Source organism: Rhodococcus sp. MurmanLake-1, from assembly GCF_056945715.1.
Map to the genome: position 1 here is coordinate 32,658 of NZ_JBWZNF010000010.1, position 26,056 is coordinate 58,713.

The 26,056-nt window shown below is 62.9% G+C and carries 17 protein-coding genes; 4 read left to right on the plus strand and 13 right to left on the minus strand.

Going from position 1 to position 26,056, the window contains the following annotated elements; all coding sequences use genetic code 11:
• Positions 1 to 2: 2 nt before the first annotated feature.
• Genes AC2ETI_RS24375 through AC2ETI_RS24400 form a run of 6 tightly spaced genes read right to left on the minus strand, consistent with a single transcriptional unit; the run spans position 3 to position 7,780 of the window.
• Positions 3 to 791: an SDR family NAD(P)-dependent oxidoreductase gene (locus AC2ETI_RS24375; RefSeq protein WP_020971227.1), complete on the minus strand. Its 789-nt coding sequence runs from the start codon at positions 789 to 791 to the stop codon at positions 3 to 5.
• Positions 781 to 2,526 (minus strand): N-acyl-D-amino-acid deacylase family protein, encoded by a 1,746-nt coding sequence (locus AC2ETI_RS24380; protein ID WP_483634511.1) that lies wholly within the window; start codon positions 2,524 to 2,526, stop codon positions 781 to 783. Before AC2ETI_RS24380 ends, AC2ETI_RS24375 begins: the two co-directional genes overlap by 11 nt.
• Complete coding sequence (gene casG, locus AC2ETI_RS24385) at positions 2,523 to 4,184, minus strand: steroid-24-oyl-CoA synthetase (RefSeq protein ID WP_483634512.1); 1,662 nt, start codon at positions 4,182 to 4,184, stop codon at positions 2,523 to 2,525. The genes AC2ETI_RS24380 and casG overlap by 4 nt, the downstream gene beginning before the upstream one ends.
• A gap of 19 nt (positions 4,185 to 4,203) precedes the next feature.
• Positions 4,204 to 5,244 (minus strand): NAD(P)-dependent alcohol dehydrogenase, encoded by a 1,041-nt coding sequence (locus tag AC2ETI_RS24390; protein ID WP_046379541.1) that lies wholly within the window; start codon positions 5,242 to 5,244, stop codon positions 4,204 to 4,206.
• Positions 5,241 to 6,395 carry a serine hydrolase domain-containing protein gene (locus AC2ETI_RS24395; protein WP_483634513.1) on the minus strand — a complete coding sequence of 385 codons (1,155 nt, stop codon included), beginning with the start codon at positions 6,393 to 6,395 and terminating at the stop codon, positions 5,241 to 5,243. The genes AC2ETI_RS24390 and AC2ETI_RS24395 overlap by 4 nt, the downstream gene beginning before the upstream one ends.
• Complete coding sequence (locus AC2ETI_RS24400; RefSeq protein WP_175470368.1) at positions 6,392 to 7,780, minus strand: flavin-containing monooxygenase; 1,389 nt, start codon at positions 7,778 to 7,780, stop codon at positions 6,392 to 6,394. Before AC2ETI_RS24400 ends, AC2ETI_RS24395 begins: the two co-directional genes overlap by 4 nt.
• Positions 7,781 to 7,947: 167 nt before the next feature.
• On the opposite strand from AC2ETI_RS24400, the gene AC2ETI_RS24405 reads away from it, so the two are divergent.
• On the plus strand, positions 7,948 to 8,604 hold the full coding sequence (locus AC2ETI_RS24405) for a TetR/AcrR family transcriptional regulator (RefSeq protein ID WP_019745884.1): 657 nt from the start codon (positions 7,948 to 7,950) through the stop codon (positions 8,602 to 8,604).
• Between the two features lie 19 nt (positions 8,605 to 8,623).
• Here AC2ETI_RS24405 and AC2ETI_RS24410 read toward each other — a convergent pair whose 3' ends face one another.
• On the minus strand, positions 8,624 to 10,210 hold the full coding sequence (locus AC2ETI_RS24410; RefSeq protein ID WP_483634514.1) for a helix-turn-helix domain-containing protein: 1,587 nt from the start codon (positions 10,208 to 10,210) through the stop codon (positions 8,624 to 8,626).
• Between the two features lie 171 nt (positions 10,211 to 10,381).
• Between AC2ETI_RS24410 and AC2ETI_RS24415 the strand changes: the two genes are divergently transcribed.
• The 3 genes from AC2ETI_RS24415 (at position 10,382) to AC2ETI_RS24425 (ending at position 13,218) form a co-directional block, all read left to right on the plus strand.
• Positions 10,382 to 11,212, plus strand: a complete 831-nt coding sequence (locus AC2ETI_RS24415) for a siderophore-interacting protein (RefSeq protein ID WP_020971219.1) — start codon at positions 10,382 to 10,384, stop codon at positions 11,210 to 11,212.
• A gap of 74 nt (positions 11,213 to 11,286) precedes the next feature.
• Positions 11,287 to 12,372 carry an ABC transporter substrate-binding protein gene (locus tag AC2ETI_RS24420; RefSeq protein WP_483634515.1) on the plus strand — a complete coding sequence of 362 codons (1,086 nt, stop codon included), beginning with the start codon at positions 11,287 to 11,289 and terminating at the stop codon, positions 12,370 to 12,372.
• 258 nt (positions 12,373 to 12,630) lie between these two features.
• A complete protein-coding gene (locus tag AC2ETI_RS24425) occupies positions 12,631 to 13,218 on the plus strand; it encodes a sugar O-acetyltransferase (protein WP_037137108.1) in 588 nt (195 codons plus the stop codon).
• A gap of 11 nt (positions 13,219 to 13,229) precedes the next feature.
• Here the strand turns inward: AC2ETI_RS24425 and AC2ETI_RS24430 are convergent, their stop codons facing one another.
• From AC2ETI_RS24430 to AC2ETI_RS24455, 6 genes are all read right to left on the minus strand, one after another.
• Positions 13,230 to 14,777 carry an ABC transporter ATP-binding protein gene (locus AC2ETI_RS24430; protein ID WP_483634516.1) on the minus strand — a complete coding sequence of 516 codons (1,548 nt, stop codon included), beginning with the start codon at positions 14,775 to 14,777 and terminating at the stop codon, positions 13,230 to 13,232.
• Positions 14,777 to 16,408, minus strand: a complete 1,632-nt coding sequence (locus AC2ETI_RS24435; RefSeq protein ID WP_483634517.1) for an ATP-binding cassette domain-containing protein — start codon at positions 16,406 to 16,408, stop codon at positions 14,777 to 14,779. The genes AC2ETI_RS24430 and AC2ETI_RS24435 overlap by 1 nt, the downstream gene beginning before the upstream one ends.
• A gap of 132 nt (positions 16,409 to 16,540) precedes the next feature.
• Positions 16,541 to 17,434: a ChuX/HutX family heme-like substrate-binding protein gene (locus tag AC2ETI_RS24440; RefSeq protein ID WP_483634518.1), complete on the minus strand. Its 894-nt coding sequence runs from the start codon at positions 17,432 to 17,434 to the stop codon at positions 16,541 to 16,543.
• Between the two features lie 46 nt (positions 17,435 to 17,480).
• Positions 17,481 to 19,253, minus strand: coding sequence for a sulfite reductase subunit alpha (locus tag AC2ETI_RS24445; RefSeq protein ID WP_483634519.1), 1,773 nt, complete (start codon positions 19,251 to 19,253; stop codon positions 17,481 to 17,483).
• Between the two features lie 31 nt (positions 19,254 to 19,284).
• A complete protein-coding gene (locus tag AC2ETI_RS24450; RefSeq protein ID WP_483634520.1) occupies positions 19,285 to 24,753 on the minus strand; it encodes a glutamate synthase-related protein in 5,469 nt (1,822 codons plus the stop codon).
• 182 nt (positions 24,754 to 24,935) lie between these two features.
• A complete protein-coding gene (locus tag AC2ETI_RS24455; protein WP_283307890.1) occupies positions 24,936 to 25,979 on the minus strand; it encodes a ParB/Srx family N-terminal domain-containing protein in 1,044 nt (347 codons plus the stop codon).
• Positions 25,980 to 26,056 lie beyond the last annotated feature (77 nt).

Genomic DNA, 26,056 nt, shown 5'->3' on the forward strand with positions numbered 1-26,056 from the left:
ACCTAGTTGCCCAGCGTCGTCAGATCCGGGTAGTTCGAGACCTCCCAGCCGCCGTCGACGACCAGACTGGTTCCGGTGATGTACGAGGCGTCGTCGCTGGCGAGATAGAGGCAGGGGCCCGCGATCTCGTCGGGAGTTGCCGCTCGGGACATGGGGATTCGGCTGAGAAACATGTCGCGGGCGGGTTCGTAGTTCATGACCGGCGCGACCAGTGGCGTGTCGACCAGGCCGGGTAGAACGGCATTGACCCGGATCCCCGACGCAGCGAGTTCGATCGCGGCATTCTTGCTGAACATCTCGACCCCGGCTTTGCCTGTCGCGTACGCGCTCCCGTAGGGGCTCGGCACGTGCGCGTTCAATGAGGACACGTTGACTATCGCACCACCGCGACCATGCTCTCGGATATGCCGCGCTTCATGTTTGGTGCAGAGGAAGACGCCCTTCTGCACCAGGTCGATGGTGAAGTCCCAGTCGGCCTCGTCGAGGTCGACGATCTGCCCCACCCGCGACGCCCCGGCAACGTTGAAAGCCAGATCGATACCGCCGAATTCCGCTGCCGCAGCGGCAATAGCCTCGGCAACATCGGATTCCTTGGTGACGTCAGCGGGAACGGCGAGGAAAGACGCGCTGTGCTGGGAGGCTATCTCCTTCAAACCCTCTGCATCGATGTCTATTCCGGCTACCTGTGCGCCTTCGCCGATAAGTCGTAGTGCGATGGCTGCACCGATACCTGATGCTGCGCCGGTGACAACCGCGGTTTTGCCGGCAAATCTGGACGTGTTAATGGGCACCTGCTTTCAAGAACTTTCCGGTTCGGCGGTTGCCGAGAACGGGTGCTGCTTCTCCGTCGCCGAAGACGTACTCGCCGCCGACGAACACTGCGGTGACGGTCTGATCGTTGCGATTGACCATGCGGGAGAGGTTGTCGTACTCCGCGACCGGACTTTCGGCGTACGTCTCGAGTGAATCGTCGAGATGGGCGGGATCGATCACAACCAGATCGGCGCGGTCACCTAATCGAAGGTGCCCGGCATCGACGTCGTACCACTCGGCGAGTTCGCCGGTGAGGCGATGCACCGCTGCCTCGACGGTCATGAAGGGACGGCCGACCTTTTGGGCATCGTAGACACGTCGTAGTAGTCGTAAGCCGAAGTTGTAGAACGCCATGTTGCGCAAATGCGCTCCGGCGTCGGAGAACCCGAGTTGGACGCCGTTGTCCTGGGCGAACTTGTCCAGAATCTCCGGCCGGTGGTTCGAGATGGTTGTGCGCCAACGCACTTTCGTGCCGTGTTCGAGGACCAGATCCAGGAATGCATCGACAGGGTGGAGGCCGCCTCGTTCGACGCCGACCTGCCCGAAGCTCTTGCCGACAAGGGATCCATCGGGGCAGGAAACGATTTCGGCGTCGAAGAAGTCGCGGTGCCAGACTTTGACGCCGAATTTTTGATCGTAGTCCTTGCGGAACTGTCGACGGTACTTCTCACTCTGCATCAGGACGTTGCGTTCCATCTCGTCGGTCAGATGCAGTGCTGCAGCGCCGGATCCGAACTCCTCGAAGACAACCAGGTCGATGCCGTCGGCATATACCTCGAAGGGAACTGGCAGGTGCTGCCAGCGCAGGTCGCCGCCGAGTCGATTGACCAAGTGTGCCAGTGGGCCGAGGATCACCACGGCCAACTTGTTGGACTTGATGTCGGCCGCCGAAAGCATGCTCGTCTTGAGTCGCTTACGCCAGATACCCGCGCTGGAGAACGCCATAGCTCCGGTACTCATCGGGTTGGAGAGGTCAGGTCCGGCCTGAAATACCCGTCCTCGGCGGCGCAGGATCGCATTGAGTCGGCGTCGTTCTTTCGTGGTTGCATACGTCGACGGCAGCGTGCGTGAGCGGCAGGTCTCACCGTCGAGTTTGTCGAACAACAATTGCTGACTGGACATCCCGACGAATCCTGCGTCGAGAGCTTCGGTCAACTGTGCTTCCATCGACGCGAGTTCGGTGTCGGTGGGGTGCACGTCCTTCCGGGTAGCACGATCCAGTCCCATCTCGGCGGCTCGCATGTCGGAGTGTCCGATGAAGGCTGCAATGTTGGGACCTAGCGGAAGCGCCTCGAGCGCAGCAACATACTCTCTCGCGGAGTTCCAGGTCTTGGCCCGCGTGAGTGCTTCGACGACGTGCTTGCGTGGAATAGCTTCGACGCGGCCGAAAAGGTCGCCGGCGTCCGACGGGCTGGCGTGAATGGTGGACAGGGAACACGATCCGACAAAGATCGACGTGACCCCGTGTCTGAGAGATTCGCTCAGCGCCGGGCCTTCGAGGATCTCGACGTCGTAGTGAGTGTGGATGTCCACGATGCCCGGGATCACCCACTTGCGCCGCGCGTCGATGACACGGGGACAGTCGGTTTCGTCGAGTGGATCGAGGGAGATGGCAGTGACCAGCCCGCCGCTGATACCCAGATTGCGGACAGCTGGTTTCGCCCCGGTGCCGTCGAACCACAGACCGTTGTTGATCACGGCGTCGTAGGTCATGAGATAGCCACCTTTGCGCGTATCGTCTTCCCGGTTGCATTGCGAGGCAGAGGAGTTGTGCTCAGTTTCCACTTCACCGGCACCTTGAAGTAGGCCAGTCGTTCGGCGACATAGTCGCGTAGTTCTTCTTCGGTCGCCGCTCGCTCGCTGCGAAGAACGACAACGGCCGCCACTTCTTGGCCGAGGTCTGCCGAATCAATGCCGATCACAGCGCATTCGAGTACCGCGGGATGCTCGTCGATAGTCTGCTCGATTTCGAGAGGGTAGACGTTCTCGCCGCCGCGCAGGATCAGATCGGACCGGCGGCCCGTCAGGCGGAGTCGGCCGTCTTCGAGAACTCCGAAGTCGCCGGTTCGGAGCCATCGGTCGGGACCGATGGCGGCAGCAGTTGCAGTCTCGTCGTTCCAGTATCCCGACATCACATACGGACTGCGAGCGCAGATTTCGCCCTCCTCGCCGTCGGGAACCGCAACACCGAATGGATCACGGACCTCCACACTCACACCGATGATGGGCCGTCCGAGAGTTCCGGGGAACGCGGCGAGTTCTGGTGGCGTGGCAACCGAAATGCCGGTGGAGGATTCGGTGAGCCCGTAACTGTCGACCAAGGTGTGCTGCGCAAAAGGCAGTCGTGCGCGCAGGCGGTCCTGCAAGGCCGGAGATGACGGCGCAGACGCGAGTGCAAAGGCGCTCAGTGAGGTCAGGTCGTACTTCTCGAATCTGCCATGTTCGAGGAGACGGGTTGCCATGGTGGGGACCACCGCCCAGTTGGTGACCTTCTCGCGTTCGACAAGGGAAAGGACTTCGTCGACGTCGAAGGCGCCCTGATGGATGACCACGGCTCCGCCCGTCGCGAGTCGTGGGATCGCCAGGTTATGCAGGCTTGCAATGTGAAACAGCGGCGCGGTCAGCAGATACCGCAAGTCACTGGGTCGGCCGTCACTGGGTCGGCCGGTGAACGCCGCAGCGAGGCGATCGCTGTAGCGGTGGTAGTCGATGACGGCCAACACGTTTCGATGAGTGTGAACAGCTCCCTTGGGGCGGCCGCTGGTTCCGCTCGTGTAAAGAATGACGGCCGGATCGTCCTCGTCGACGGACGTGCTGGGCAGTGCCGAACCCGAATACTTCTCCATCAAGGCCGGTAGATCTTCTTCCATCGTGAGCACGGGAACATCGGTGTTCACTTCGGAAAGAACTTGTGCGCGTTTGGCGTCGGCGATCACCACGGTGGGAGTGGTGTGATCGATGCCGTATTGCACTTCACGGGCCACCCACCACGAGTTGAACCCGACGGCGATGGCGCCAAGCGACTGAGCCGCCCAGAAGGTCATCACCCATTCCGGCGTATTGGCGGCGAGGATGCCCACCCGATCGCCCTTGCGAACGCCGTAACGCTCGCGCAGCGCAGTGGCCAATGCTGCTACGGCCTCGCCGTGCTCGAGGTAGCTGAAGCGTCGGTCCTTGGTCACCAGGTAGTCGCGTGATCCGTAATCGAAGGATGCAGCGAGCACGTCGCCGAGTGCCTTGTCACGGTTCTTCATGACGGGCATCGAGCTGCCGAGTACATCCTCGACTTGCATCTCGAAAGGACCACCAGGGCCGGTCAGCCCAGCCATGACGGACGCGATGAATGCTTGTGTATCAGCGGAAGTAGTCACGTGAAGTGCCTTTCGAAGATTAGGGTACGAGCACTGCGCGTCCGGTGACCTTGCCGTGTTCGAGACGGTCGAGTGCGTCGCGGGCATCAGCGAGGTCGAAGCGGGCTACTTCTACCGTTACCAGACCGGCCTGTGCCAGGGCGATGGAATCGACGAGGTCGTTTCTGGTGCCGCCATAGGACTTCCGGACCGATGCGCCCCACGGCCAGCCAGGTCCGCCGGCAGCTTCGGCAGTGATTCCGGGGTTTCCGCCTCCGAGACCTACCATGCGATACGCGCCGTTCGGCGCAACCGCTTGAACGGACATCTGTGCAGTTGCGTCGATACCGACGAAGTCGAAGATGACTTCTGCGCCTCTGGCCGACGTGAGGTCGAGGATGTGCTGCGCGGTGTCCGGTCCCGATTCGAGCGTGATGTCGGCGCCGCAACGTTTGGCGAGATCGAGTTGATCCTGTCCGACGTCGACGGCGATGATGCGCACGGCACTGATTGCCCGAAGTATCTGTACTGCAACGTGACCGAGTCCGCCGACGCCGATCACGACGGCGGTGGCACCGGGCTGGAGATGTTCTCGTGCGCCGCGAATGGCGTGGTAGCTCGTCAGTGCTGCATCGGCGAGTGGTGCGGCCTGCAGGAAGTCGAGGTCTCCGATGGGTACGAAGGAGCGAGCCGGGATCTTGACGTACTCGGCCATTCCGCCTTCGGGACCGAGCCCGGGGCAGGGCGGCATCGCGGTGCGTCCAGCGGCGAGGCACATGTTCTCGTTGCCGCTCATGCATTCTCGGCACTGGCCACACGACCAACAGAGGTAGACGACGCCACGCTCTCCGACGGAACGGCCGTCGACGCCACTCCCGACGGCTTCGATCGTTCCGGCAATTTCGTGGCCGATGGTCAGCGGTTCTTCGCGCATCTTGTACGGAAAGTGCAGGAGGTGCAGATCGGAGTGGCAGATTCCCGCTGCGCCCACCCGAATCAGCAGTTCCGATGGACTGATCTCGGGGATCGGCACGTCGTTGATCTCGAGGAGACCAGGCCCCATGAGCTGAGCTGCCTTCATGAACTGGCCTCGCTGATCTCGGAGTTGTACGCGGCGCTGAGGTACGCGTTGCTGCGGTCGGATCCGATCAGACCCGGTGCCATCTTGTTCATGACGTAGGCGAAAGTCATCCGACGGTCCAGATCGTTGACCAGCATCGAGCCGCCGATACCGGCCCACCAGCAGGCGCGTCCGTCGGGAACCAGGGGTGCGGTATCCGGGTGCGGCAGTCCGTATCCGATGCCGAACTTGAGCGGAGTCATGATCCCGAGGTCGATACCGTCGGCTTGGATCTCGAAGATCAGGTCGATGGTGCTCTGCGAGAGCAGCTTCTGGCCGTCGAGCACACCACCGTTCGAGATCACGGATTGAACCCGAGCGATAGAACGTGCGTTACCGTGGCCGTTGACTGCGCCGATCTCGGCCTCCCGCCAGGGCGCGGTGTTGACCTCGGGGTAGTCGAGCAGTGGGCAGGTCAGGGTCTTGATGAAGATGCTGTCCTGGTCGAGCGTGGACAGGTCGAACTCCAACGCGGGCGGCGGAACCATGGTGGCTATTCGACCGAAATGCTCTGCGGACGTGCCGATGTGGAAGTCGGCTCCCAGTGGACCGGCAAGCTCTTCGGCAAAGAACCTGCCGAGGGTCCGACCGTCGATGCGACGAATGACCTCACCGACGAGATGGCCGTAGTTGATCGCGTGATAGCCCGACGCCGTACCCGGGGTCCACCAAGGCTTCTGGGTAGCGAGGCGAGCGGTGGACGTCTCGAGGTCGTAGATGTCCGTCAGTTCGATCCGGCGCTCCCAACCGGAGACGCCAGACGTATGCGACAGGAGGTGGCGAACTTCGATGTCCTCCTTGCCGTTTACCGCAAATTCGGGCCAGTAGTGAGCAACCTTCTGGTACACGTCCAATTGGCCGCGTTCGACCAGCAGGAGCGCACACAGAGCCGTCATGGTCTTGGTGATGGAGAAGGTGTTGACGATGGTGTCCGGGCCCCAAGGAGTGGTACGGGATTCGTCGGCGTATCCGCCCCAGATGTCTACTACGGCTTCTCCGTCGACGGTGATGGCGATGGAGCCACCCAACTCCTCACCGGATTCGAGTTGCGCCTCGAAGGCGGTGCGGACGGCTTCGAACTCGTTGTTGCAGTGACCGTTCACCGTGCTCATGCGCGATCCGCCTTCTCGAGTTCGTGTGCTGCTGCACGCGCCGCAACAGGTAGTTTGTTCCCCGAGGCCGCGGCACGCTTGGTGCCCTTGGCAATTTCCTTGTTCATGTTGCGGACGTACGGGTCGAACTCGAGCTGAATGGTGTGGCGCGGTGACTTGTAATAGGGGGCGAGGAAGTACGCCTCGTCGGCCTTGGTGATCTCCTGCATCTCGTTCGCGGACGGCAGCTGGTATTTACCGGTGAGGTAGGCCGCGACGAGCTTGCTCTGCTGCTCGGCGAAGTTTACGAGCGTCGGCATGGGCTGAGCGAGTCCCATGAAGAAGAGGTTGTCGATTCCGGGCTTCATCATGCGTTTGAAGAGTGGGAATCGGTTGTCTTTGTCCGGCAGCAGGTTCGGGTCGTCGAAGAAGGGGAAGCTGATGTTGTAGCCGGTGGCGCAGACGACCACGTCGACGTCCTCGGCGGTGCCGTCGGCGAAATGAACCTGCTTTCCGTCGAGTTTGGTGATCGCCGGCTTGAAGGTGATGTCGCCGGACCCGGCGCGTCCCAAGAACTCGCCACTGGCTGACGGATGTGCCTCGAAGGGGCGGTGATCTGGCTTGGGTAGTCCGTAGCCCTCCATGGTTCCCAGGTTCTTGCCGAGGAATCGACGACTCAGGAACAGGCGCAGCCCCCGAGGCATCCAGGGCGGGGTGATCAGTTTGTCTCCCGGCACGCCGCCCAGGTATTTCGGCAACACCCACACGCCGCGGCGCGCCGAGACGATGAGCTTGTCGGCGAGGTATCTCTGCCCCAGTTCGGAAGCAATGTCCAAGCCGGAGTTCCCCATTCCGACCACGACTACTTTCTTGCCGCGCATGTCGATCGGATCGAACGGGTCGTTGTAGCTGTGGCTGTGCATGAGGACGCCGTCGAACTCGCCTGGGTAATCCGGGATGTTGGGATCCCAGTGGTGACCATTGCAGACCATCAGGACGTCGTAGGTACGGACTTCGCCGTCCGAGCGCGTGATAGTCCACAGTCCGTTTGCATCACGCTCTGCGGCAACAACACTGGTGTTGAAGATGATCGACTCACGCAGGCCGAAATGCTCGACGTAGTCCTTGAAGTACTGGAAGAGTTCGGAATGGTGGGGGAAATCGGGAAGGTCGGCAGAGACCGGGAAGTCCTCGAATGCCAAGCGCCACTTCGACGTGTCGATATGCAGGCTCTGGTAGCAGGCCGACATTCCGTTGGGGTTCTTGTAGTACCAGTTTCCGCCGACCTCGTCGGACGCTTCGTAGCAGTCGAAGGGTATTCCGAATTCCTTCATTCGCTTGGCCGTCGTGATTCCGGTAGGCCCGGCGCCGATGATGCAGACGCTCGGCAAGGGGGAGGGGCTCATTCGCCATCGCTTTCTGTTCTGTCTCGGGCGTGCGCGAAGAAGAATCGAAGCCCGAGAAGTGACTTGAGTCATAGTGCGCCATTCGCTGACGATGTGTCAATGAATGACGCAATGTTTTTTGGTGACGGTGAGTCGGTGATTTGCCAGGAAGTCGAAATGCGAGCAAGGTGGGCGACGTGAGCACGACTACCGATGGCCCGAAGAACAGGCGGGGAACCCTTCGCGACGAGCAGAAACGAGCGACGCGGGCCAAACTCGTGGACGCCGCACGCACTCTGTTCGAGGAACGGGGATACGCGGCTGTCACGGTCGACGACATCTCCTCGGTCGTCGGATGCAGTAGAGCCACGTTCTACGTGCATTTCGCCAGCAAGGTGGAGATGCTGAAGACGATCGGCGCGGCCGGGATGGCGGCGAGTGCGTTCGCTTTTTACATCGATCTCGATCGGGTCCTCGACACGAACTCTCGCGTGGAGTTCACTGCGTGGCTGGAGCGTGCCTTCGACTGGTTCGACGAGAACAAGCGCCTGCTGCCGGCGTGGGACGAGGCCGTGGCACTCGAACCGGAGTTCCGCGAGACGGCGCGAGACGGTATGACCGAACTACCGAATGCCATGCCCAAGTATCTGGGTCGGTGGCCGGTGGAACAGCATGACGAGGCGAGGTTGCGCGTCGAATTGCTCGTGAGCCAGCTGGAGCGATTCTTCACACGCTGGGCCGTGCAGGGGACGATCGACGTGACTCGGGTGCAGGCGGCCGAGGTTCTGACCGACATCTGGTTCCCGGCCCTGTCGCCGGAATCCAAGGGCGGCGACGAGCGGTAGATGTGAATCCGACGGAGGTTCACGGGTCGATGAGTCCTTCGACCGTTCCTCGCCATCCGCGGCGCTGGTAGTCCCGGGGCGACATGCCGTGAGCCGCGATGAAGACCTTGGTGAATCCGGACGCGTGCGCGTAGCCGAGTCGACGGGCAGCCTCCCCGGCCGAGAGGCCCTCCTCGAGATAAGCGCGGGCGAGGGTCATCCGCAACTGACCGCGCCAGCGCGGGAAGCTCTGGCCGGTGGCCGCTACGAAGTCTTTGAGGAGCATGTCCTCGTCGACGCCGAGCCGAGCGCTCCAATCCGGCAGCGTGCGCGAATCGGCGGGGTTCTTCCGGAGTGCGGCAAGGATCGTTTCGACTGGATCGGCCTGATCGCCGCTGGGTAGGGGTGCTGCCGCGGCACTTCGAATCAGCCTCGCGATCCGGGCGGGGTCGTGGATCTCGGGGCGCAGGTGGGTGTAATTGGCGACCACCGTGTGCAGCAGATACGCCTGCGCTTCGCGCGTGAAGTGCAGCACACGTGGGGGCGGTGCGGTGACGGGAGAGGCACCCGGCTGGGATCCGAGGGGGAGTAACAAAGAGCCTTCGGCGATCTCGACGCTGTTGCGCACTCCAGCGGGAAGCCACATCGCGTCACCCCGTCTCAGATTCCAGGTTCGGTCGCCGAAAGTGACCCGGGCGGAGCCTCGGTAGATCCAGACAACGACGTGAAAGTCGTTGACCCGTGCCCACGTTCCACTTGCGGGGATCGTCGGGGGTGCTGGTGCCGATCCTGACCGGGCGCCTTCTTCGGACAACAATGCAACGCCCTGTGCCAGGGTCTCGTCTTCACGGGGCGGCGTCGGGCGCCGGTTGGCGCGTGCGTAATCGGTGGGTGTCATGCCGGTGTGTTCTCGGAAGGCGCGGGTGAAGCCCGCGGGTGTCGCGAATCCGACCTGGCTACCCGTCCAGCCGATTTCGCGGCCGGCGGCCAGATATGAGGTCGCTGCCGCGATCCGGGCCGAAGTACGCCAGCGCACGAATGACAATCCCGTTTCCTCGGTGAATCGGCGCTGCAGGGTGCGGACACCGATCTTGAGTTGCTGGGCGAACCGGGAAAGTTCGGTGTCGTCGGATGGCGTCCGCAGCAGCGTGCGTGCGATCTCGAGGGTTTCGGCCGAGCGTGGCAAGCGCGGTGGCGAGTATGACGGGGAGTTGTCGTCCCCGTCGGAGTGAACACCCGCGACAAGCTCGATCAGTCCGGCTCCCGCTGCCGTCTCACCCCGAAGAAATCCCAAGTTGTGCGCGAATTGGTGGACGAGCCAGTCCTGCCAGTCTGCTGGGATCTCGAAGTCGATGACCCGGTTCAACGCGGGCGGCAGGTCGGCCGCGGGCAGTGGGATGGGAAATGCGACCGCGCCCGGATCGACCCGGATGCTGTACGCGATTCCCGCCGGTACCCAGATTGCCGCCCCCGCAGTCACACTGCGGGTACGGCCGCTGATCTGCAATTCTGCGCGCCCGGTATGTACCCAGAACAGCAGTGGCTCGCGTTCATTCGCGGTCGAGGCGAGCCGAGCAGCGGGGATCTCGGGGACTTCGCCTGCGGGGAACACCAACCGTGGTCCCACGATGCCCTCCCGACGTCGATGCATTCTCTTCCAGCCGACCGATGAGTGTAAGAAGTCGGCACGCACGGATAACCCTAACTGATTAGGGCAGGCTAGCTTTATTTATTGGCCCTCCCGTCGTGATCGAACGTGGGCCGGACCCCCGTCTGTGCGCTTCCGAGGAGACTTTCCGTGCCCCGAAACACCCGTCCGACAACGGCGTACCCCGTTACCTTGCGTGAACTCGAGGTACATCGGGTGACAGAGGTGACGCCGGGCATGCGGAGAGTGACGCTCACCGGAGCCCAACTCGACACCTTCACCAACGCCGACGGAATTGCCGAACCCGCCTTCGCGAGTACGGGCTTCGACGACGACATCCGGTTGCTGTTCACCTACCCCGGCGAAACCGACCCGGTCCTGCCGGTAATGGTCGACGGCAGTGTGACTTTCGCTGCGGGGCGCCGTCCGCTTGCCCGCGCATACACCGTGCGCCGCTACGATCCGCAAACAAGGGAACTCGACGTCGATTTCGTTGTTCACGGCGACGGAGTGGCTACCACCTGGGCGCGGGACGCCAGCCCGGGCGACCGAATGCACATCGCGGGCCCCTCTGTATCGCAGGGACTCCCGGAAGATTACGAGTATCTGCTGGCCGTCGGTGACGAGACCGCGTTGCCGGCGATCGCACGTCTGCTCGAGGAATTGCCCGCCGATGCCAGGGGGCATGTGTTCGTCGAAATTGCGGACTCGGCTCACATCCAATCGGTGCGCGAGTTGTCCGGGGTGAGTGTCACGTGGTTGCCGCGCGAGGGGGTCGAGCCCGGCGCTACTACTTTGTTGCTCGACGCGGTCAGTGCTGCCGAATGGCCTGACGGACGCGTATTCGCTTGGCTTGCAGGCGAACAGGCGACGGTTCGCTCGCTTCGGCGTCATTTGATTCGTGATCGAGGAATTGCGAAGACCCACATCGATTTCACCGGCTACTGGAAACGCGGCGGGGCCGTTCGGGCAGATTCCTGACCTGGCTCCATCGCTCACCCAACACCCTTCACCTCAGCAACACCGAAAGTGCTCGATAACACCGAAAGGCAGAAATGACAGTCCTGCGCACCAGACGATCACGGATCACCGGACTGATCGGGGCCGCGCTCGCCGCAGCGCTCCTCGTAGCCGGGTGCTCGGCCTCGGCCGAAGACTCGAAAACGGCATCCTCTCCCGGTTCGGAGGGGAACGCCCTGCCCGCTGCGGAAGGAACGACCACCTACCCGCTGACCCTGGAATCGCCATACGGTACAAGTATTCTCGAGAAGCGACCGGAGCGGATCGCCGCCATCGTGCCCAACGCCGTCGACACGGAAATGCTCCTCGCGCTCGGCGTCAAACCTGTCCTCTCCTCGTCGATGGTGAAGGAATCGGCTTCCCAGTCGTACTTGTTGCCTTACGACGCAGAGAATCTCGACACCTTCGAGTTCGCGATGGGCGGAACACTTCCCGTCGAAGCGATCGCCGCGAGCGAACCGGACCTCATCGTCGCCGTCGGCTGGGCTGACGGCCTGGGTGGTTTGTCCATGGGCGACTACTACGAGCGTTTGTCCTCCATCGCACCGGTTGTGACGAGCCCCGACACGAAGTCGCGGATGCTCGTGCCGTGGAAGGAGTCGATCCGTGTTCTGGGCGAGACCCTCGATCTCTCGAATGCGGCTGAAAAGGTTGTGGCAGAGCATGATCAGTACTTCGCCAAAGTGCGTGAGGAGAACCCGCAACTCGCGGGTCTGACTGCGACTTGGGCGATCTTCTACGGCACCGGCAATGGGCTGCAGTATCTTTCAGCGCCAGGTTCGGCGCCGGCAACATTCCTGGGTGAGCTTGGTTTCGCCGAGAATCCGCGTGCGAAGGAGTTCGTCACCCAGAGCACGGTCGGAGAGGAACTTCTCGAGAACATCGATGCGGATTTCCTGCTGATCGGTCGCAGTGCCGCAGGCAGCGAAGAGGATTTCGACAAGCTGACCGGCGGGAAGCTCTTCCAAGCACTCGGCGCTGTGTCCTCCGGTCATTGGGTTGGCCTGCCTCCTCGCACCGCCGACGGCGGCGACGTTCTGTGGGCAATCACGAGTGGTGGTCCGATCGGAACGATGTGGGCGGCTGAACATATCGTGCCGCTCGTCAGCGCGAAGCTGTAGGCGTACAACTGGAGAACGGAAAGCACCCACCCGTCGCCACATGATTGTGTGGCGACGGGTTGTTCGAACAGAAGGTATCCCGGGTTGGGGTCACCGATGGACGAAAAAAGTCGCGCAACCTGGGGTGATCGGTCCGGCGGTAAAGGTGTGCGATCTCGTTCGCCGTCCGGGCTGCATTGGAGCCGCCCTGTTATAGCGCTCGATGGGGTGCGGTGTGCCCAGTCGGAGTGCGGTGGCGCGGTGTGCGACGATCCGCGGGTGGGAGAACAGGCGGATCGGCTTGCTCGTGGCGAGTGGTATCTCGATGATGACGAGCTGCGGGAACGGCGGCTCGAGTGTTGGCGTCGGCTCGACTCGTTCAATGGGGCTGCGGCGGACGACGATGCTGTCCGCTCACGGGCTCTCGCCAGCCTTTTTGGTGAGGTAGGTGACGGAGCTTTGGTGGTGCCGCGGTTCCAATGCAGCTACGGACACAACATTCGGCTTGGAGCCAACGCATTCGTCAACGCGAACGGGTTCTTCATGGATGATGCGCTGATCACGATCGGTGCGGACGTGAGGATCGGGCCTGGAGCCCAGCTGATGACAGCGTTGCACCCTGTCGATGATCATCGACGGCGCCGCGAGGGATGGGAGCGAGCCGCTCCGATCGTCATCGGCGAGAACACGTGGCTCGGTGCCTCCGTCACCGTCGGTGCAGGAGTTTCGATCGGTCATAACGCCGTGATCGGTGCCGGAAGTGTGGTTTTGCATGACATTCCCGATCACGTCGTTGCTGCTGGATCGCCTGCAAGGGTTGTCCGTCGTACACCTGCCGAAGTAGAAGGACTGCAACGCGAGCACTAGGGCTTGCGATGTCAGAGCGTGATCGTGCGGGTGGGCTCCCAGATGGCGGGGTCGCGGTGGGTGACGACGAAGACGGTAGCCGCCACTTCCCGCACGGCGCCGGCGATGCGGCGCTCGGTGCCCTCGTCGAGAGCCGAAGTAGCCTCGTCGAGCACCAGGACGGGAGCGTCTTTGAGGAAGGCACGAGCGATCGCCACCCGCTGACGTTCGCCACCGGAGAGAGCGGATCCTTGGTGACCGATGTCCTGATGAATGCCGAGCGTCGAGCGGTCGAGAACGGCGCCGAGGGCAGCGCGCCTTGCGGCGTCCTCGATCTGGGTTTCGGTAGCGCCCGGTCTTCCCAGTCCGATGTTCTCGCCGAGCGTGCCCGAGAACACGAGTGGATCTTGTGGCACGTAGCCGATGTGAGCAGCCAGGTCGTCGTATGGCAAGTCGCGCAATGAAACTCCGCCGAGAGTGACGCTGCCTTCGTCCGGGTCGTCGAAGCGCATGAGCAGCCCGAGAAGGGTGCTCTTCCCCGTACCCGAGCGCCCTGCGACGAGAACACGCTCCCCGGCGGGGATCTCCGCGTTGATGCCGCGCAGAACCGGAGCGTGGTCCACTCCGACGACCTTGATGTCAGTTCCAACAGGGCGAGCGGCGTCCTGGGGTGCGGGCTCGGGTAGTGCGGGAGCCGAAGTCGCGGCGCGATAATCGCGAACCGTTGCACGCAGTTCATTGACTCCGATTCCGGCCAGAGCGAGTTCGTCGAGCGGGGCAGCGGCGCGGGCGGTGAGGATGACGAGCGCTAGAGCGGCTGCGGGATCGTCGAATCCGGTGGCGGCGAGGAAGATCACTGCGCCTGCCAGCGGCACAATAGTGGCGATCGCCGAGATGAATGTCGCTGGTGCCGCGGCGAGATTGGTCCGTGCAAGCGCGGTTTCCTGATCCCGCCAACTTCTCTCGATACGTTCGACGGAACGTGTGGGACCGGCTGCCGTGCGCAGTAATTCGAGATGATCGGTGAGCTCGAGAGTCGACTGCGTTGCTGCGAGTTCGGCCTCGTGCCGGCGCGCGTCCGCTTGGCTGAGAGCGCGTTGGGCGAGCGTCTGAGCCGCGAGCGACACTGCGAGCAGTCCGCCGACCAGCAGCATGACGCCTAGCCCCGCGACGACCGCGACTCCAGGAAGTAGGAGCAGCGGTATCAGCGGCGTAACGAGGAAGGTCTGAAGTTGGTGCGCGGGAACGCTCATCAGTGACGGGATTCCGCGCCCGGCGACGGTGGCGAGCAGCGCCCGGTTGTCGTCGGTGAACCACGACAGCTTGGTGCGGGCGAAGGCGTCGCCGAGCGCATCGTAGAGATCGCCGACGAGTCGAGCCCCGGTGAAGTAACCACCCCGCGAGACCAGGACGGTCACGAAGAGAGCGATTGCGGCCGTGGCCAGCACGAGAACCGGCGACCGGTGATCAGCGATCGAGAGGGCGAGGGTGGTGTACGCGATCGCCTCGAGGACAGCAACGGATACCCAACCGAATCCGATGGTGATCAAGCGGCGACGGGCTGCATTGGCGCTGTTCATTATTCGGCTCCAGTCAGGGCGGCATTACGCGTGGCGGCGTTGTGCGAGTTGGGACTGTCGAGGTCGAGTCGATCGTCGGCGTCGTCTGCAAGAGCAGGGTCGTGGGTGACGATCACGATCGTCTTCCCTTCAGCGTGCGCGAAGTGGCGCAGTTCCTTCAGCAGTTCGGCCGCTGTCCGATCGTCGAGCGCACTGGTCGGCTCGTCGAGCAGCAGTACTGCTGCGGGTGAGAGGAATACCCGAGCGAGCCCGACTCGCTGACGTTCTCCGCCGGAGAGTGAAGTGGCGTCGGTGTCGAGGCTGATGTCGATCTGTGCCCGGCGTAGTGCGGCGTTGTATTCCGCGTCCGTTGTATCGGGGGCGGCCAGTGCGATGTTCTCGCGCACCGTGGCCGGCAACACGTCTGCGCCCTGGGGTGTGAGCAGAATGGACTGTGGCCGCAGGTTCTCGTCGATCGTGAGGACGCTCTGGCCCGCGTAGCGGACGGTACCGAGTTCCGGGATCTCGAAGCCGGCCAGTGCTTTCAGGAGCGTCGACTTGCCCGCTCCACTCGGTCCCGTGATCGCAGTGATCGCGGCTGGGCGGAATGCATGCGTGACGCCGTCGACGACTCTGCGGTCCGCGATCATGACAGTCAGGTCGACGATCTCCAGCCGGTCGGAGGGACTCGACGCCGGAACGGTGAGTGCTTCACCGGCAGGGAGGGTGGGCTCGTCCAGGGCAGCGGCGAGCCGGACTGCAGCAGCGCGTCCAGCCGTGACGTAGTCGAGGCCGTGCCCGAGCCGCAGGGCCGGTGTCACGATTGCGAGGCTGAAGAGAATAGTGGCGGCCAACGTCGTTGCATCCCAGCGATATCCGACGGCATAGGCGATCGCGAACGTCGCCGTCGCCTGCATGAGGGCAACCGCGACGGCCGCGGGGGTAGCCACGAGTCGAACGCGCTCCTGCATTCCCCGGGTGAACCGTGCTGTCGATTCTGCATAGTCGGCGGCAGCGCCGGTCTGCGCGCCGTAGATCCGGCAGACGTGGATACCGCGGGCATAGTCGTCGACAGCGGTCACGATGTCGCCCATGACATCCGCACTTTCGGCGCTGTGCCGAGCGGCCATTCTGGGGATCACGAACAAGTAGAACAGTGCTGCCACGATGCCGGGAGCCAGAGCGAGTAGCGCCACGGGGCCGGCTGAGGCGACCAGCACCGCGATCGTGACCGCCGGGACCACGATGAGTGTGGCGAACTCGGCCGGTAGGTGCGCAGTCATATGGTGCAGCGCCGAGATGTCGGCCGAAACGAGCCTCCTCAGTGCGTCTCCGCTGTAGCGGGACAGCGTGCTTGCGGGCAGTCGAACGAGATGAGCTGCGAGCTGGCGTCGAAGCCTGGCCTCGAAGAGCGACTCGGCGTGATGCGAGAGCCACGACGACGTGGCCGCGAGCGTTACCCCGGTGAGCCACAGCCCACATGCCCACCCGGCCCAAGTCATCGACGGTTCACCGATGAGTTGCACGACGCTCCAGAGCGCACCGAGCATCGCGACCCCTGACGCTGCCGCCGCGAGCACCCCGGCGGCCAATGCAGGCAGCGCCGGGCGCAAAGCCGGGACCAGCGACGGTTCGACGAGAGGGCGGGGCATGGATAACTCCTTGAATCAGCGTCCGGGTGCAGACACGACAAATGACCGAAACCCAAGGCTAGGCTTCGGTCGTCACGTCCAGTTATCGCGATGCGCCGATTTCTTACACCCGAATGGGTCGTACTTCGGTCTTCAGGATGCGGCCGAAATGGAACTCATGACGTCTTCCCATACGGCCATGACCGCGGATTCGGTTGGGCCAGTCTGAGTGAACACGGCTACGCACTTGCGGCGGAAGTCGTACACCTCGACAGACGTCGTCAAACCGTGCACTCCGTGGGTGCGGGTCAGCCAACACTCCGAGACGCCGTTCAGATCGATCATCGTTCGGCAGGTGTCCGAGGCTAGAGTCAATGTCCCGCCGAACATGGCTGCGGCGTCGAGGTGACCGCGGTGAATCTGCAGGCAGCCGTTGCCGGCGACGACTGTCGTGACGGGTAGTTGATGGTAGGACAGGTGCTCCATCCCGGCAGCCATGAGGTGAGGATCGATTCTCCGGTAGCCGAGGGCACCCAGAGCGACCAAGCCGCTACGACGTTCGCTGCCGCTGTCCGCGAGGATGAAGTCGAGCTGTGTCAGCTGATCGGCCTCGGCCCAAAAGGCGGGAGTATTCGATGTCTGGGCGGGAGGGCTTGTTTCCCTCACAGTGCTCGGTGCAGTTCGCATCGCTTCGAAGGCGAGACGATCCGAGGTCGGGGTCAAATACGTAGTGTGTGAACTCGATCCGTGGGTATCGAACATCCGAAGCGTCGGGGGCAGGTGCTGTTCTGCGTCAGTGGTCACCACCGAACCGAGGGTAGAAGGGTTCAAACGTAGGGAGACAAGTCCCGGCGTGCAGACCAGCGGATCGCCGGGAACTGTTGGAACGGCGTACTTGCCCGAGTCGTTGACAGCCACCGGACCTGCAACGGTGATCGCTACGGCGTCGTCCAAGAGCGGCAACATTTTGCCGACTACCTCAGGTGTGGTGTCGATCAGTCCGCCGCGGAACCCTGGACGCGCAAGCAGTGCGTCCAGGTCCGACATGCGCGCCAAAGTTGCGCAACGGCATTCGCCACGGTGCGGGCACATCTCAGTAGACATCCCGTAGATACCGCTTCGATCGTTTGAGGTTGTTGACGTAATCCTCGGCGGCGTCCGCATCCAACCCACCGTGCTCGGCGACCACCTCGTGCAACGCGTCGTCGACGTCCTTTGCCATCCGGGTCGCGTCGCCGCAGACGTACACGTGCGCACCGTTTTCGAGCCAGTCGAACAAGTCTCGGCCATGCTCGCGCATACGAGTCTGGACGTAGACCTTCTCGGACTGATCACGCGAGAATGCCAGATCGAGACGCGTCAGGACACCGTCACGGGTCAGACGGTTCAACTCGTCCTCGTAGATGAAGTCACTCGACTGATGCTGATCGCCGAAGAAAAGCCAATTCTGCCCCGACGCGTTGCGTGCGCGACGCTCGTGCAGGAAAGCACGGAAGGGTGCGATACCGGTGCCGGGTCCGATCATCACGACGGGAGCAGTGTCATCGGCAGGTAGGCGGAACGAATTGTTCTTGGAGACAAAAACTCCGACCCGATCTCCCTCGCCGACGCGGTCCGCCAGGTACGTCGAGCAGACGCCGCCGCGGTCCCGCTCGCCCGAGCGGTAGCGCACACTCGCTACCGTCAGATGCACGGTGCCGTCGTGGGCCAGCGGGCTGGAGGAGATCGAATAGACCCGATGTTGCAGCGGGCGCAGAAGTGCAAGCAGATCTTCGGGATTCAATCGAATGCTGTTGTCCAACTGCAGGAGATCGAGAACGTCCTTGCCCCACAGCCACGCATCGAGCGCTTCCCGATCTTCCGTGTCGAGAATGTGCTGCAGTTCGGCGTCGCCGCTGCGTCGGGCGATGTCTTCGATCAAATCGCGCGAGGGAATCGAGATCTCGTAGTCGCTGGTCAACACCTGGTCCAACGGTGCGGACGAGCCGTCTTTCGCGGTGACGACGTAGTCACTGCTCGCACCGAGCTGAAGGATGATCGCCTCGACCAGAGCGGGGTCGTTGATCGGGCGGATGCCCAATCCATCTCCGGCCTCGTAGTCCAGACCGTCCTCGCCGAGCGCAAAGGTGAAGTGGCGGACTTCCTTGGCGGAGTCCTCGCCGGACAACAGTCGGTTGGCGAGGACGGTTGCAGGATAAGGGTTCTTGCGAGTCCACTGGGACTTGGTCTTCGTCGGAGTGGACGCAACCGGCGAGGCAGCGGCCCCCGCATCACCGTCGACACCGGCTACCGCAGCGACCGCCCGAACGATCCACTCGGCCGCCGGATCCTCGTAGTCGACGTCGCAATCGGTGCGGTCGACAACCCGGGACCCGCCGAGTGCTTCGAATCGGGCGTCGATGTTCTTTCCCGACTGGCAGTAGCCGTCGTAGCTGGTGTCACCGAGTGCGAGTACTCCGAAGTAGAGACCCTCCAGCCGGGGCGCACTCTCGGATTCGACTGCATCCCAGAACAGCTGCGCGTTGTCAGGCATCTCGCCCTCGCCGTAGGTGGAGGTGATGACGAGCACCCGGCGCATGGCGGAAAGTGCATTGATATCCACGGTGTCCAGACCCGCGACAAGTGGTTCGAGACCGTGGGCACGAGCAGCTGCGGCCGCGTCTTCGGCCACGGACTCCGCGTTGCCGGTCTGGCTTCCGTAGAGGATGTGCACTGCTGCGCCGGCAGTTCTCTCCACTGTCGCTGTTGCAGCACCGGTTTGGCCGGGCATGACAGTTCGTGAGTGTAGACCGGCCAGGAATCCGGAAAGCCACGCGCGTTGGTCGCCGTTGAACGGTGCGTATTCGGGGATGTACGGGATTTCCATTTTGAAGCTCACCTACGTTCGGGGGAGGAGGTCAGGACACGAGGTCGGGGATCGTGCGCGAAGCGAACAGTTCGTCGAAGTTCGGCAGTGATCCGAGCTTGTCCCGATTCTTGTTGTCTTGAAACAGAATCCAGCCGTACGTCGCCGGGCTGTCCATGGCCAACACGTTGCGCAGGCTCAGCGCCTGTTTGTAGTCGTCGACCCGCTTGGCTGCAATCAGCGCAGCCAACTGTTCGTCGCCGTAGCCGGCCAGAATCTCTTTCGAGTACTTGACCAAGTGCTGGACGAGGGCGAAGTCCTCGGTCAGCACCAGGTTTCGGGCCGCCTTCTGCACTGCTGGATCGTCGGGTCCGGACGCACCCGGCGTGCGGGCGGCGGCGAGTTGTTGTGCGAAGTGAAGCACGGTGTACGCACTGAGCAACGCATACATCGTCGAGGTATCGGTCTCGCCGTAGGCAGGGACTGCTCCGTTCAGTGCGGGGCGCCCGTCGCGCACTGCGAGTTTGAACGTGCGGACCTGACGTGCTGCGATGGCGGACGCCAATTCTTCGAGAAGCTCTTTGTGCGACTTCGCAGCCAGGATTGCATCGCTGTCCTGGTAAAGCATCAATGCCTTGGGCATGGCGTAGACGAACGAGTGCTGTTCGACTTCCCAGTTCTCGAGCAGTCGGGTTCCGAGTGCGGATCCCGTTGCTTCCACATGCAGTTCGAGCAGGAGTTGTACCGCGTGGTTGTGGACGGCGGCTAGAGGATCGGTCGCAGCGGTGATCGAACCGAGCAGTACGGAATCGGTACTTGCTCGCAGTGCCAGTTCGCCGCGAGGGTCGTACTGGTAGAAGAACCCGCCGCTCATGCCGTTGCCGACACCCTTGCCGAACTCGCCGAGATTCACGACAGCACCGTTGGTCATGTACTCGCCGGCGAAGTCGCCGACACCTTCGACGACAGCACTGGCGCCGGAGTTGCGAACTGCAAAGCGATCGCCTGCTTCACCTTCGACGAACACTCGTCCGCCGGTGGCGCCGAAGAGCGCGAAGTTGCCGATCAACACGTTTCCGCCGGCGTCACTGGAGCCGCCGCCTGGGCTGCGCACGGCAATCACGCCGCCGCTCATGCTCTTTCCCACACCGTCGTTACATGTCCCGGTGTGTTCCAGGTGCATGCCGTCGTTGCAGAATGCGCCGAACGACAGGCCAGCAGATCCGGTCGTCAGGACGCGCACGCTGCCCGGAGCCAGATATCGTCGCCCACGCTCGTCAGTCAGTACCCCCGGAGCGAGAAGGCCGGCCGCTCCGTAGTTGAGTTCGCGTTCGAGGTCGATCGCCAACTGCCCACCGACGCTCTTGTTCCGGTTACCCAGGTGCAGTGCACCTTCGGCGAATTCAGGTCCGGACACGGCGACCGAGGCCTCGCCACGGTTGAAGAGCACCGTGCGAACCTCGTCCATGATCTTCTCGTCGAGCGCGTACTCACGCTCGAGGTACACGGGATTGTCGACGGTGATGTTCGGGGCGGACTCGAACATCGCGTCCAGTTTCAGATTGCCGACGATGGACGGGTGATCGAGCAGATGCAGGAGATCAGTTCGACCCCGCGCTTCCTGAAGGGATCGCATTCCCAGATTCGCGAGCAGTTCCCGAGTTTCGTGAGCGATGTTGAGAAGGTACTGCGCCATGGCGCGGGGATCGCCGTCGAACAGTTCCGGGTTGGTGGTCAGACCGGCCGGACACTTGATGTTGCAGTTCTTGGCCATGACGCAGCCCATCATCATCAGCGCAGACGTACCGAACTCGAAGCTGTCTGCGCCCAGTAGCGCGGAAGTGATGATGTCGCTGCCGGTCTGATGCGCGCCCGAGCATCGCAGAACGACTTTCTGGCGAAGCCCGTTGGCACACAAAGCTTGATGGACCTCCGCGATACCGACCTCGGCCGCACGACCCGCGTACTTGAGGCTGGTCACCGAAGCGGCGCCGGTGCCACCGGTGTTTCCGGCGACGTTGATGACGTCGGCGCCGGCCTTGGCGACACCGACGGCGATGGTGCCGATTCCTTCCGAGGACACCAACTTCACGATCACCCGGATGCGCGCTGCCTTGCAGTCGTGGATGAGCTGAGCGAGGTCCTCGATGGAGTAGGTGTCGTGGTGCGGCGGCGGCGATACCAGTTCGACGCCGGGCGTTCCGCCGCGGGCAGCAGCAATGTCGACGGTGACCTTGGCGGCCGGAAGCTGCCCGCCCTCACCGGGTTTTGCGCCCTGGCCGAGTTTGATCTCGATCTCTTCGAGCATCGGGTCGGCGAGGTATCCCGCCCAGATTCCGAAGCGTCCGGATGCAAACTGCTTGATGCGCGACGCACGAATCGTGTTGTAGCGCGAAAGGTGTTCGCCGCCTTCGCCGCTGTTGGACATCGCGCCGACCATGTTCGTGCCGTGTGCGACGGCTTCGTGCGCCGGAGCGTTCAGTGCGCCATGACTCATGGCACCCGACGCCAACTTCGGGGTGATGTCGCTGGCGCTCTGTACCTCGGAGAGAGGAACACCTGCCGGTGCGACCCTCAGCTTGGACAGGAACTCTGCCCCGATGCCGGTTGCCCTCAGCGCAAGATCACGTGTGATGGCTTCAATGGTGATATCGGCGGCAAAGGTGGCGCAGAGAGCGTCGCCGAGCGCTTTTGCTCGCGCGCTGTCACCGGCCAGTGGACCGTCCAGGCTAAGCGTGTACCGGTCGTCTGCGGCGGATTCACACTGGACTCCGCGCATCACGATCGTTGTGTTGCCGTGCACCGAGAATCGGCTGATCTGCTCGGCGAACTCGGCTGTCGTGACCGCAAACGTGACGTCGCCGGGAACAGAGATGACGTCGCGCAACGCTGCGGGCCGACGCGATCGTTCCGCGGCCATCACAGTCGAAAAATCACGGTACCCGGCAGTGATGTCGAAGTCGTCGATCTGTTCGGTGGTCAACCGGTCGAAACTCGTTGCCCGGTAGGCCCCGGCATCGAGGCGGAATGCATCGTCGAGTCGCCCGAGCGGAAGCAGGCGTAGAGCATCGAATTGTTCGGTACCTGAGGGACTGTCGAACGCGATCTTCTCTTCGGTGAGTTCGACGTACTTGCGGACTGCGGTGGTACCGAACGAATGCCCCGCGCCGTCTGCGCGCTCCTTGAACAGGCCGAGCAGTGGCAGGTCCTTTTCACCCTCGACTTCACTTGCACGCTCGTGCCACTGCTTCGAGGTCACCGCGACGGTGTCGAAACCGACGCCACCCACCGGTGACTTCATGTTGGGGAACCACTGGCGCAGAACAGGGTCGGACGTATCGAGGAAGTTGGGTTCGAAGAATTCTCCGCCGATGTAGCTCTCGACGGTGCACAGGCCGACGCGTCCCATCGTCTTCATGAGGGACTTCTCGGCAGCCTTCGCGAAGCGTCGGAAGGCGGCATCCGGGTCGGCAGCGAACTTCTCCTCGGCTCGCAACTGAACGGACAAGGGGTAGACAGCGGAAGCACCGAATCCGAGCGCAGCGGCAACGTGGTGCGAGGACTCGATCTGGCCACTCTCCACGATGAGAGAGACACGCAATCGCAGGCCTGCGTCGATGAGGCGTTGGTTCAGTGCTCCGACGACCATGATCGCGGGAAGCGTTGCGCGCTCATGAGATACGTGCCGGTCGGTCAGGACTGCGATTCCGCCCTGTTCGGCCGCGAAGGCGACAACCGCGTCGCCGAGCGCGGTCATCGCGTCAACCATCGCCTGCGCGTCACCCGCGGCGGGGTAGAGCATTTCGAATCGGCGATGCGGGGTGTGCTTCTGTTCGCGGATCTTGAGCATGTCCAGATGCCCGAGGATCGGCGACGAGATGACGATCTGCTTGCCCTGTCCGGCGGTCATCTTCGCGCCCAACGCAACCCGGAGGGTCATGCCATCCGCTTCCCGGATGCTGTCCAGCGGAGGGTTGGTGACCTGCGCGAATCGCTGCGAGAAGTAGCGTGCCACACCGCCTTCACGATCGGAAAACGCGTTGATGGCGTTGCCGTAACCCATGGCCGATACCTTCTCGGCTCCGTGCGTGAGCATCGGATCCATCAGGAATTTGAAACTCTCCTGATCCAGGGAGTACGCCATGTAGCGCTGATGAACCTCGAACATTCCGTTGTAGCGCGTCGGTGAGCTGACCTTCTCCGCAGGTACAGCGGGGATGTCTTCGATCAGGATTCGGGACTGCTCCAGCAGAGACTGGTAGTCACGCTGTGCGGCGATCTTTTCCAGAGCTTCACGGGCAGTGTAGGTATGGCGATCGCGATGATCGAAGTACAGCATTCCGCCGGCCTCGACGCGTCCACGGTGAATCACCGTCTCGGGTGCGAACGCGATCTGTCCGGCTTCGGAGAATGCGCACACGTAGTCGTGTGTCTCGATCGTGCGAAGTGGACGCAGGCCGAGGCGGTCCAGTCGGGCGCCGATGATGGTGCCGTCGCCGAACACCAGCGCTGCCGGTCCGTCGTTCTTCTCCTCGTACAGCGAGAAGTACTCGAACATCGCACGCACTGCGGGGGAGAGAGTGGTGTCGTTTTCCCAGGCAGGGGGCATCATCGAGACCACAGCTGTCACCAAATCGACGCTGTCCTCGATGACGCGTGCTTCCAGAGTCTGATCGAGTCGGCAACTGTCGGACTGACCGGGCGGACGGACGATCGCACGTCGTTTTGCGCTTGCCACCGCTGCTTCGGAGAGCCGATTCTTCTTGTCGGTGTTCAGTTCTCCGTTGTGAGCCATGAATCGGAACGGCTGCGCCATCGTGGGATGCGGGTCCGTGTTGGTCGAGAATCGCGTGTGGAAGTACATCGTGTGGACAGCGTGATCGGGGTCGACCAGGTCGCGGAAGTACGGGATCACTTCGTCGGAGTTCAAGCGGCCCTTGAGAACCTGAGTCCTCGCGCTGAGGGACAGTGGGTACAAACCGCGTAGTGCAGGCGTGTTGTACGCGATTGCCTCGATGGCGAGCAGGGCCTCGTGCACGAGGCGATCGACTACCGCAGGCTCGGGACGCGGAGTGGGGACCTCGAAAATCCACTGCCTGACCGGAAGTTGATGCGCGATCGCGGCCGGCCGAATCGCCGAGTTGTCGACCGGGACGTCGCGCACTGCGAGAGTGGTGAAACCGCGATCGAGAAGTTCACGTTCGACCAGGGCGGCAGCGCGTGCATGCTGGGCGTCGTCGTCCGGAAGGAAGAAGTTGCCGACGCAGAAGCGTCCGGCGCGAAGGTCGGGGCGCCCGGTTACCTTGCGGAAGAACCGGAGGGAGAGGTCCACCGAGACGCCGCCGCCGTCGCCGACGCCCTCGGAGGACATACCGCCGCGGTGCGGAACCGAGCAGAGCGCTTCGCTGCCCTTGATCAGGACATCGTGGGTCTGCACGCCGTCCTTGCGCGTGATGAACCCGACCCCGCAACTGCTCTTGTCATCTGCGGGGTCGTACAAACCGACGATGGACGTGCTCACTGCAGCAACCTTCTCCCTGTCCTGGTTGCCCGGAGATTGATCGACCGGGCAGATACGACGGCATGGTTTCCGTCAGGGCAGGGCGTCGCTGCTTCGATGAAGCGGCACCCGAATGGGATCAGACTACTGAGTAGAGGCTTACCTTAGTCAAGTTTGCTGGGTGTGACTTGGATCCGAGCAGGTCAGAGGGTTGCTTTGTAGGCAAGTGCGTAGGCGATCTTGCCCGGCTTGTCGTCTGTGTACGGCTTCGACAGCTTTCCGAACTCGCCCTTTGACTCCGCTTTGCCGTCGTTCCAGGCCGGCAGGACTCCGAGATCGGTAGCCGTGAACCCGCTGTCGACGACGGCATCGCCCGCCAACGCGGTCTGTGCTTTGGTCACCGACTTCACGGTGGCCAGGTAGCTGGAGAGGTCGTCGCGATTCCAGTTGGTGAGGTCGACGGGCGCGGCGTCGCGGACCCACGCACCCCAGTAGAACTCCTGGAACGGGATCGTACCGGCGGCGAATCCGATGTCGCGGGAGAAGTACATCAGGCTGCGGTACTTGTCGTCGGCGAAGTTGGCCAGGCCGACGCTCTTCGGCAGGGACTGGACCGGTACCTGGTTTCCGTCCACGTCACGCGACCAGACCCACTTGTTCTTTTCCATCTCGGTCCAGAAGGCGCCTTCACTCAGGCCGCTGAGGTTGCCGAGAACCCGCAGTCGCACGTGCAGGTCGGGGCCTCCGTCGGCCGTCTCGATGAAGGACGTGAGGGTGTGGTGACCGTCGGTCAGGTAGAGATCGCCGCGGGGTCCGACGACCACGGTCTTCATGGGCGCGATGCTCTCGGCGGTTTCCTGACCCACTGGAATCTGGCAGGTGAAGGACGACGGGTCCTTCAGCGTCGAGGCGGGAGTAGCGGTCGCAGCCTGGATCTGGCCGTTCGCCTCGCACCAGTCGTCGAACTTCTTGTTGATCGTGTCTTTTCCGAGCGTGTATCGCCCGAGCTTGTAGTACACCTCGTCGTAGCCGAGGGAAGGCTGCGTCGCATGAACGTCGCCGATGCGCACGTCCAGAAGGTCACCTTCTTTGGCGCACAGGTACTCCGAGCCGCCGGCGGAGCCTGAGAACGAACCGGTGGAGATTCCGTCACACGCGAGGGGAGCGGCGACAGCGGCTGTGCTGACCAGTGTTCCGGCGCCGAGCAGTACCAGTGTTGTGAGTGCCGAGATGGCGGAACGACGCATGTGGGGATCTCTCCTGAGGATGGGTTCGCACGTGAAGAAGCTTGCGTCACAATCGCTCAGGGTGGTTTCGGACTTAC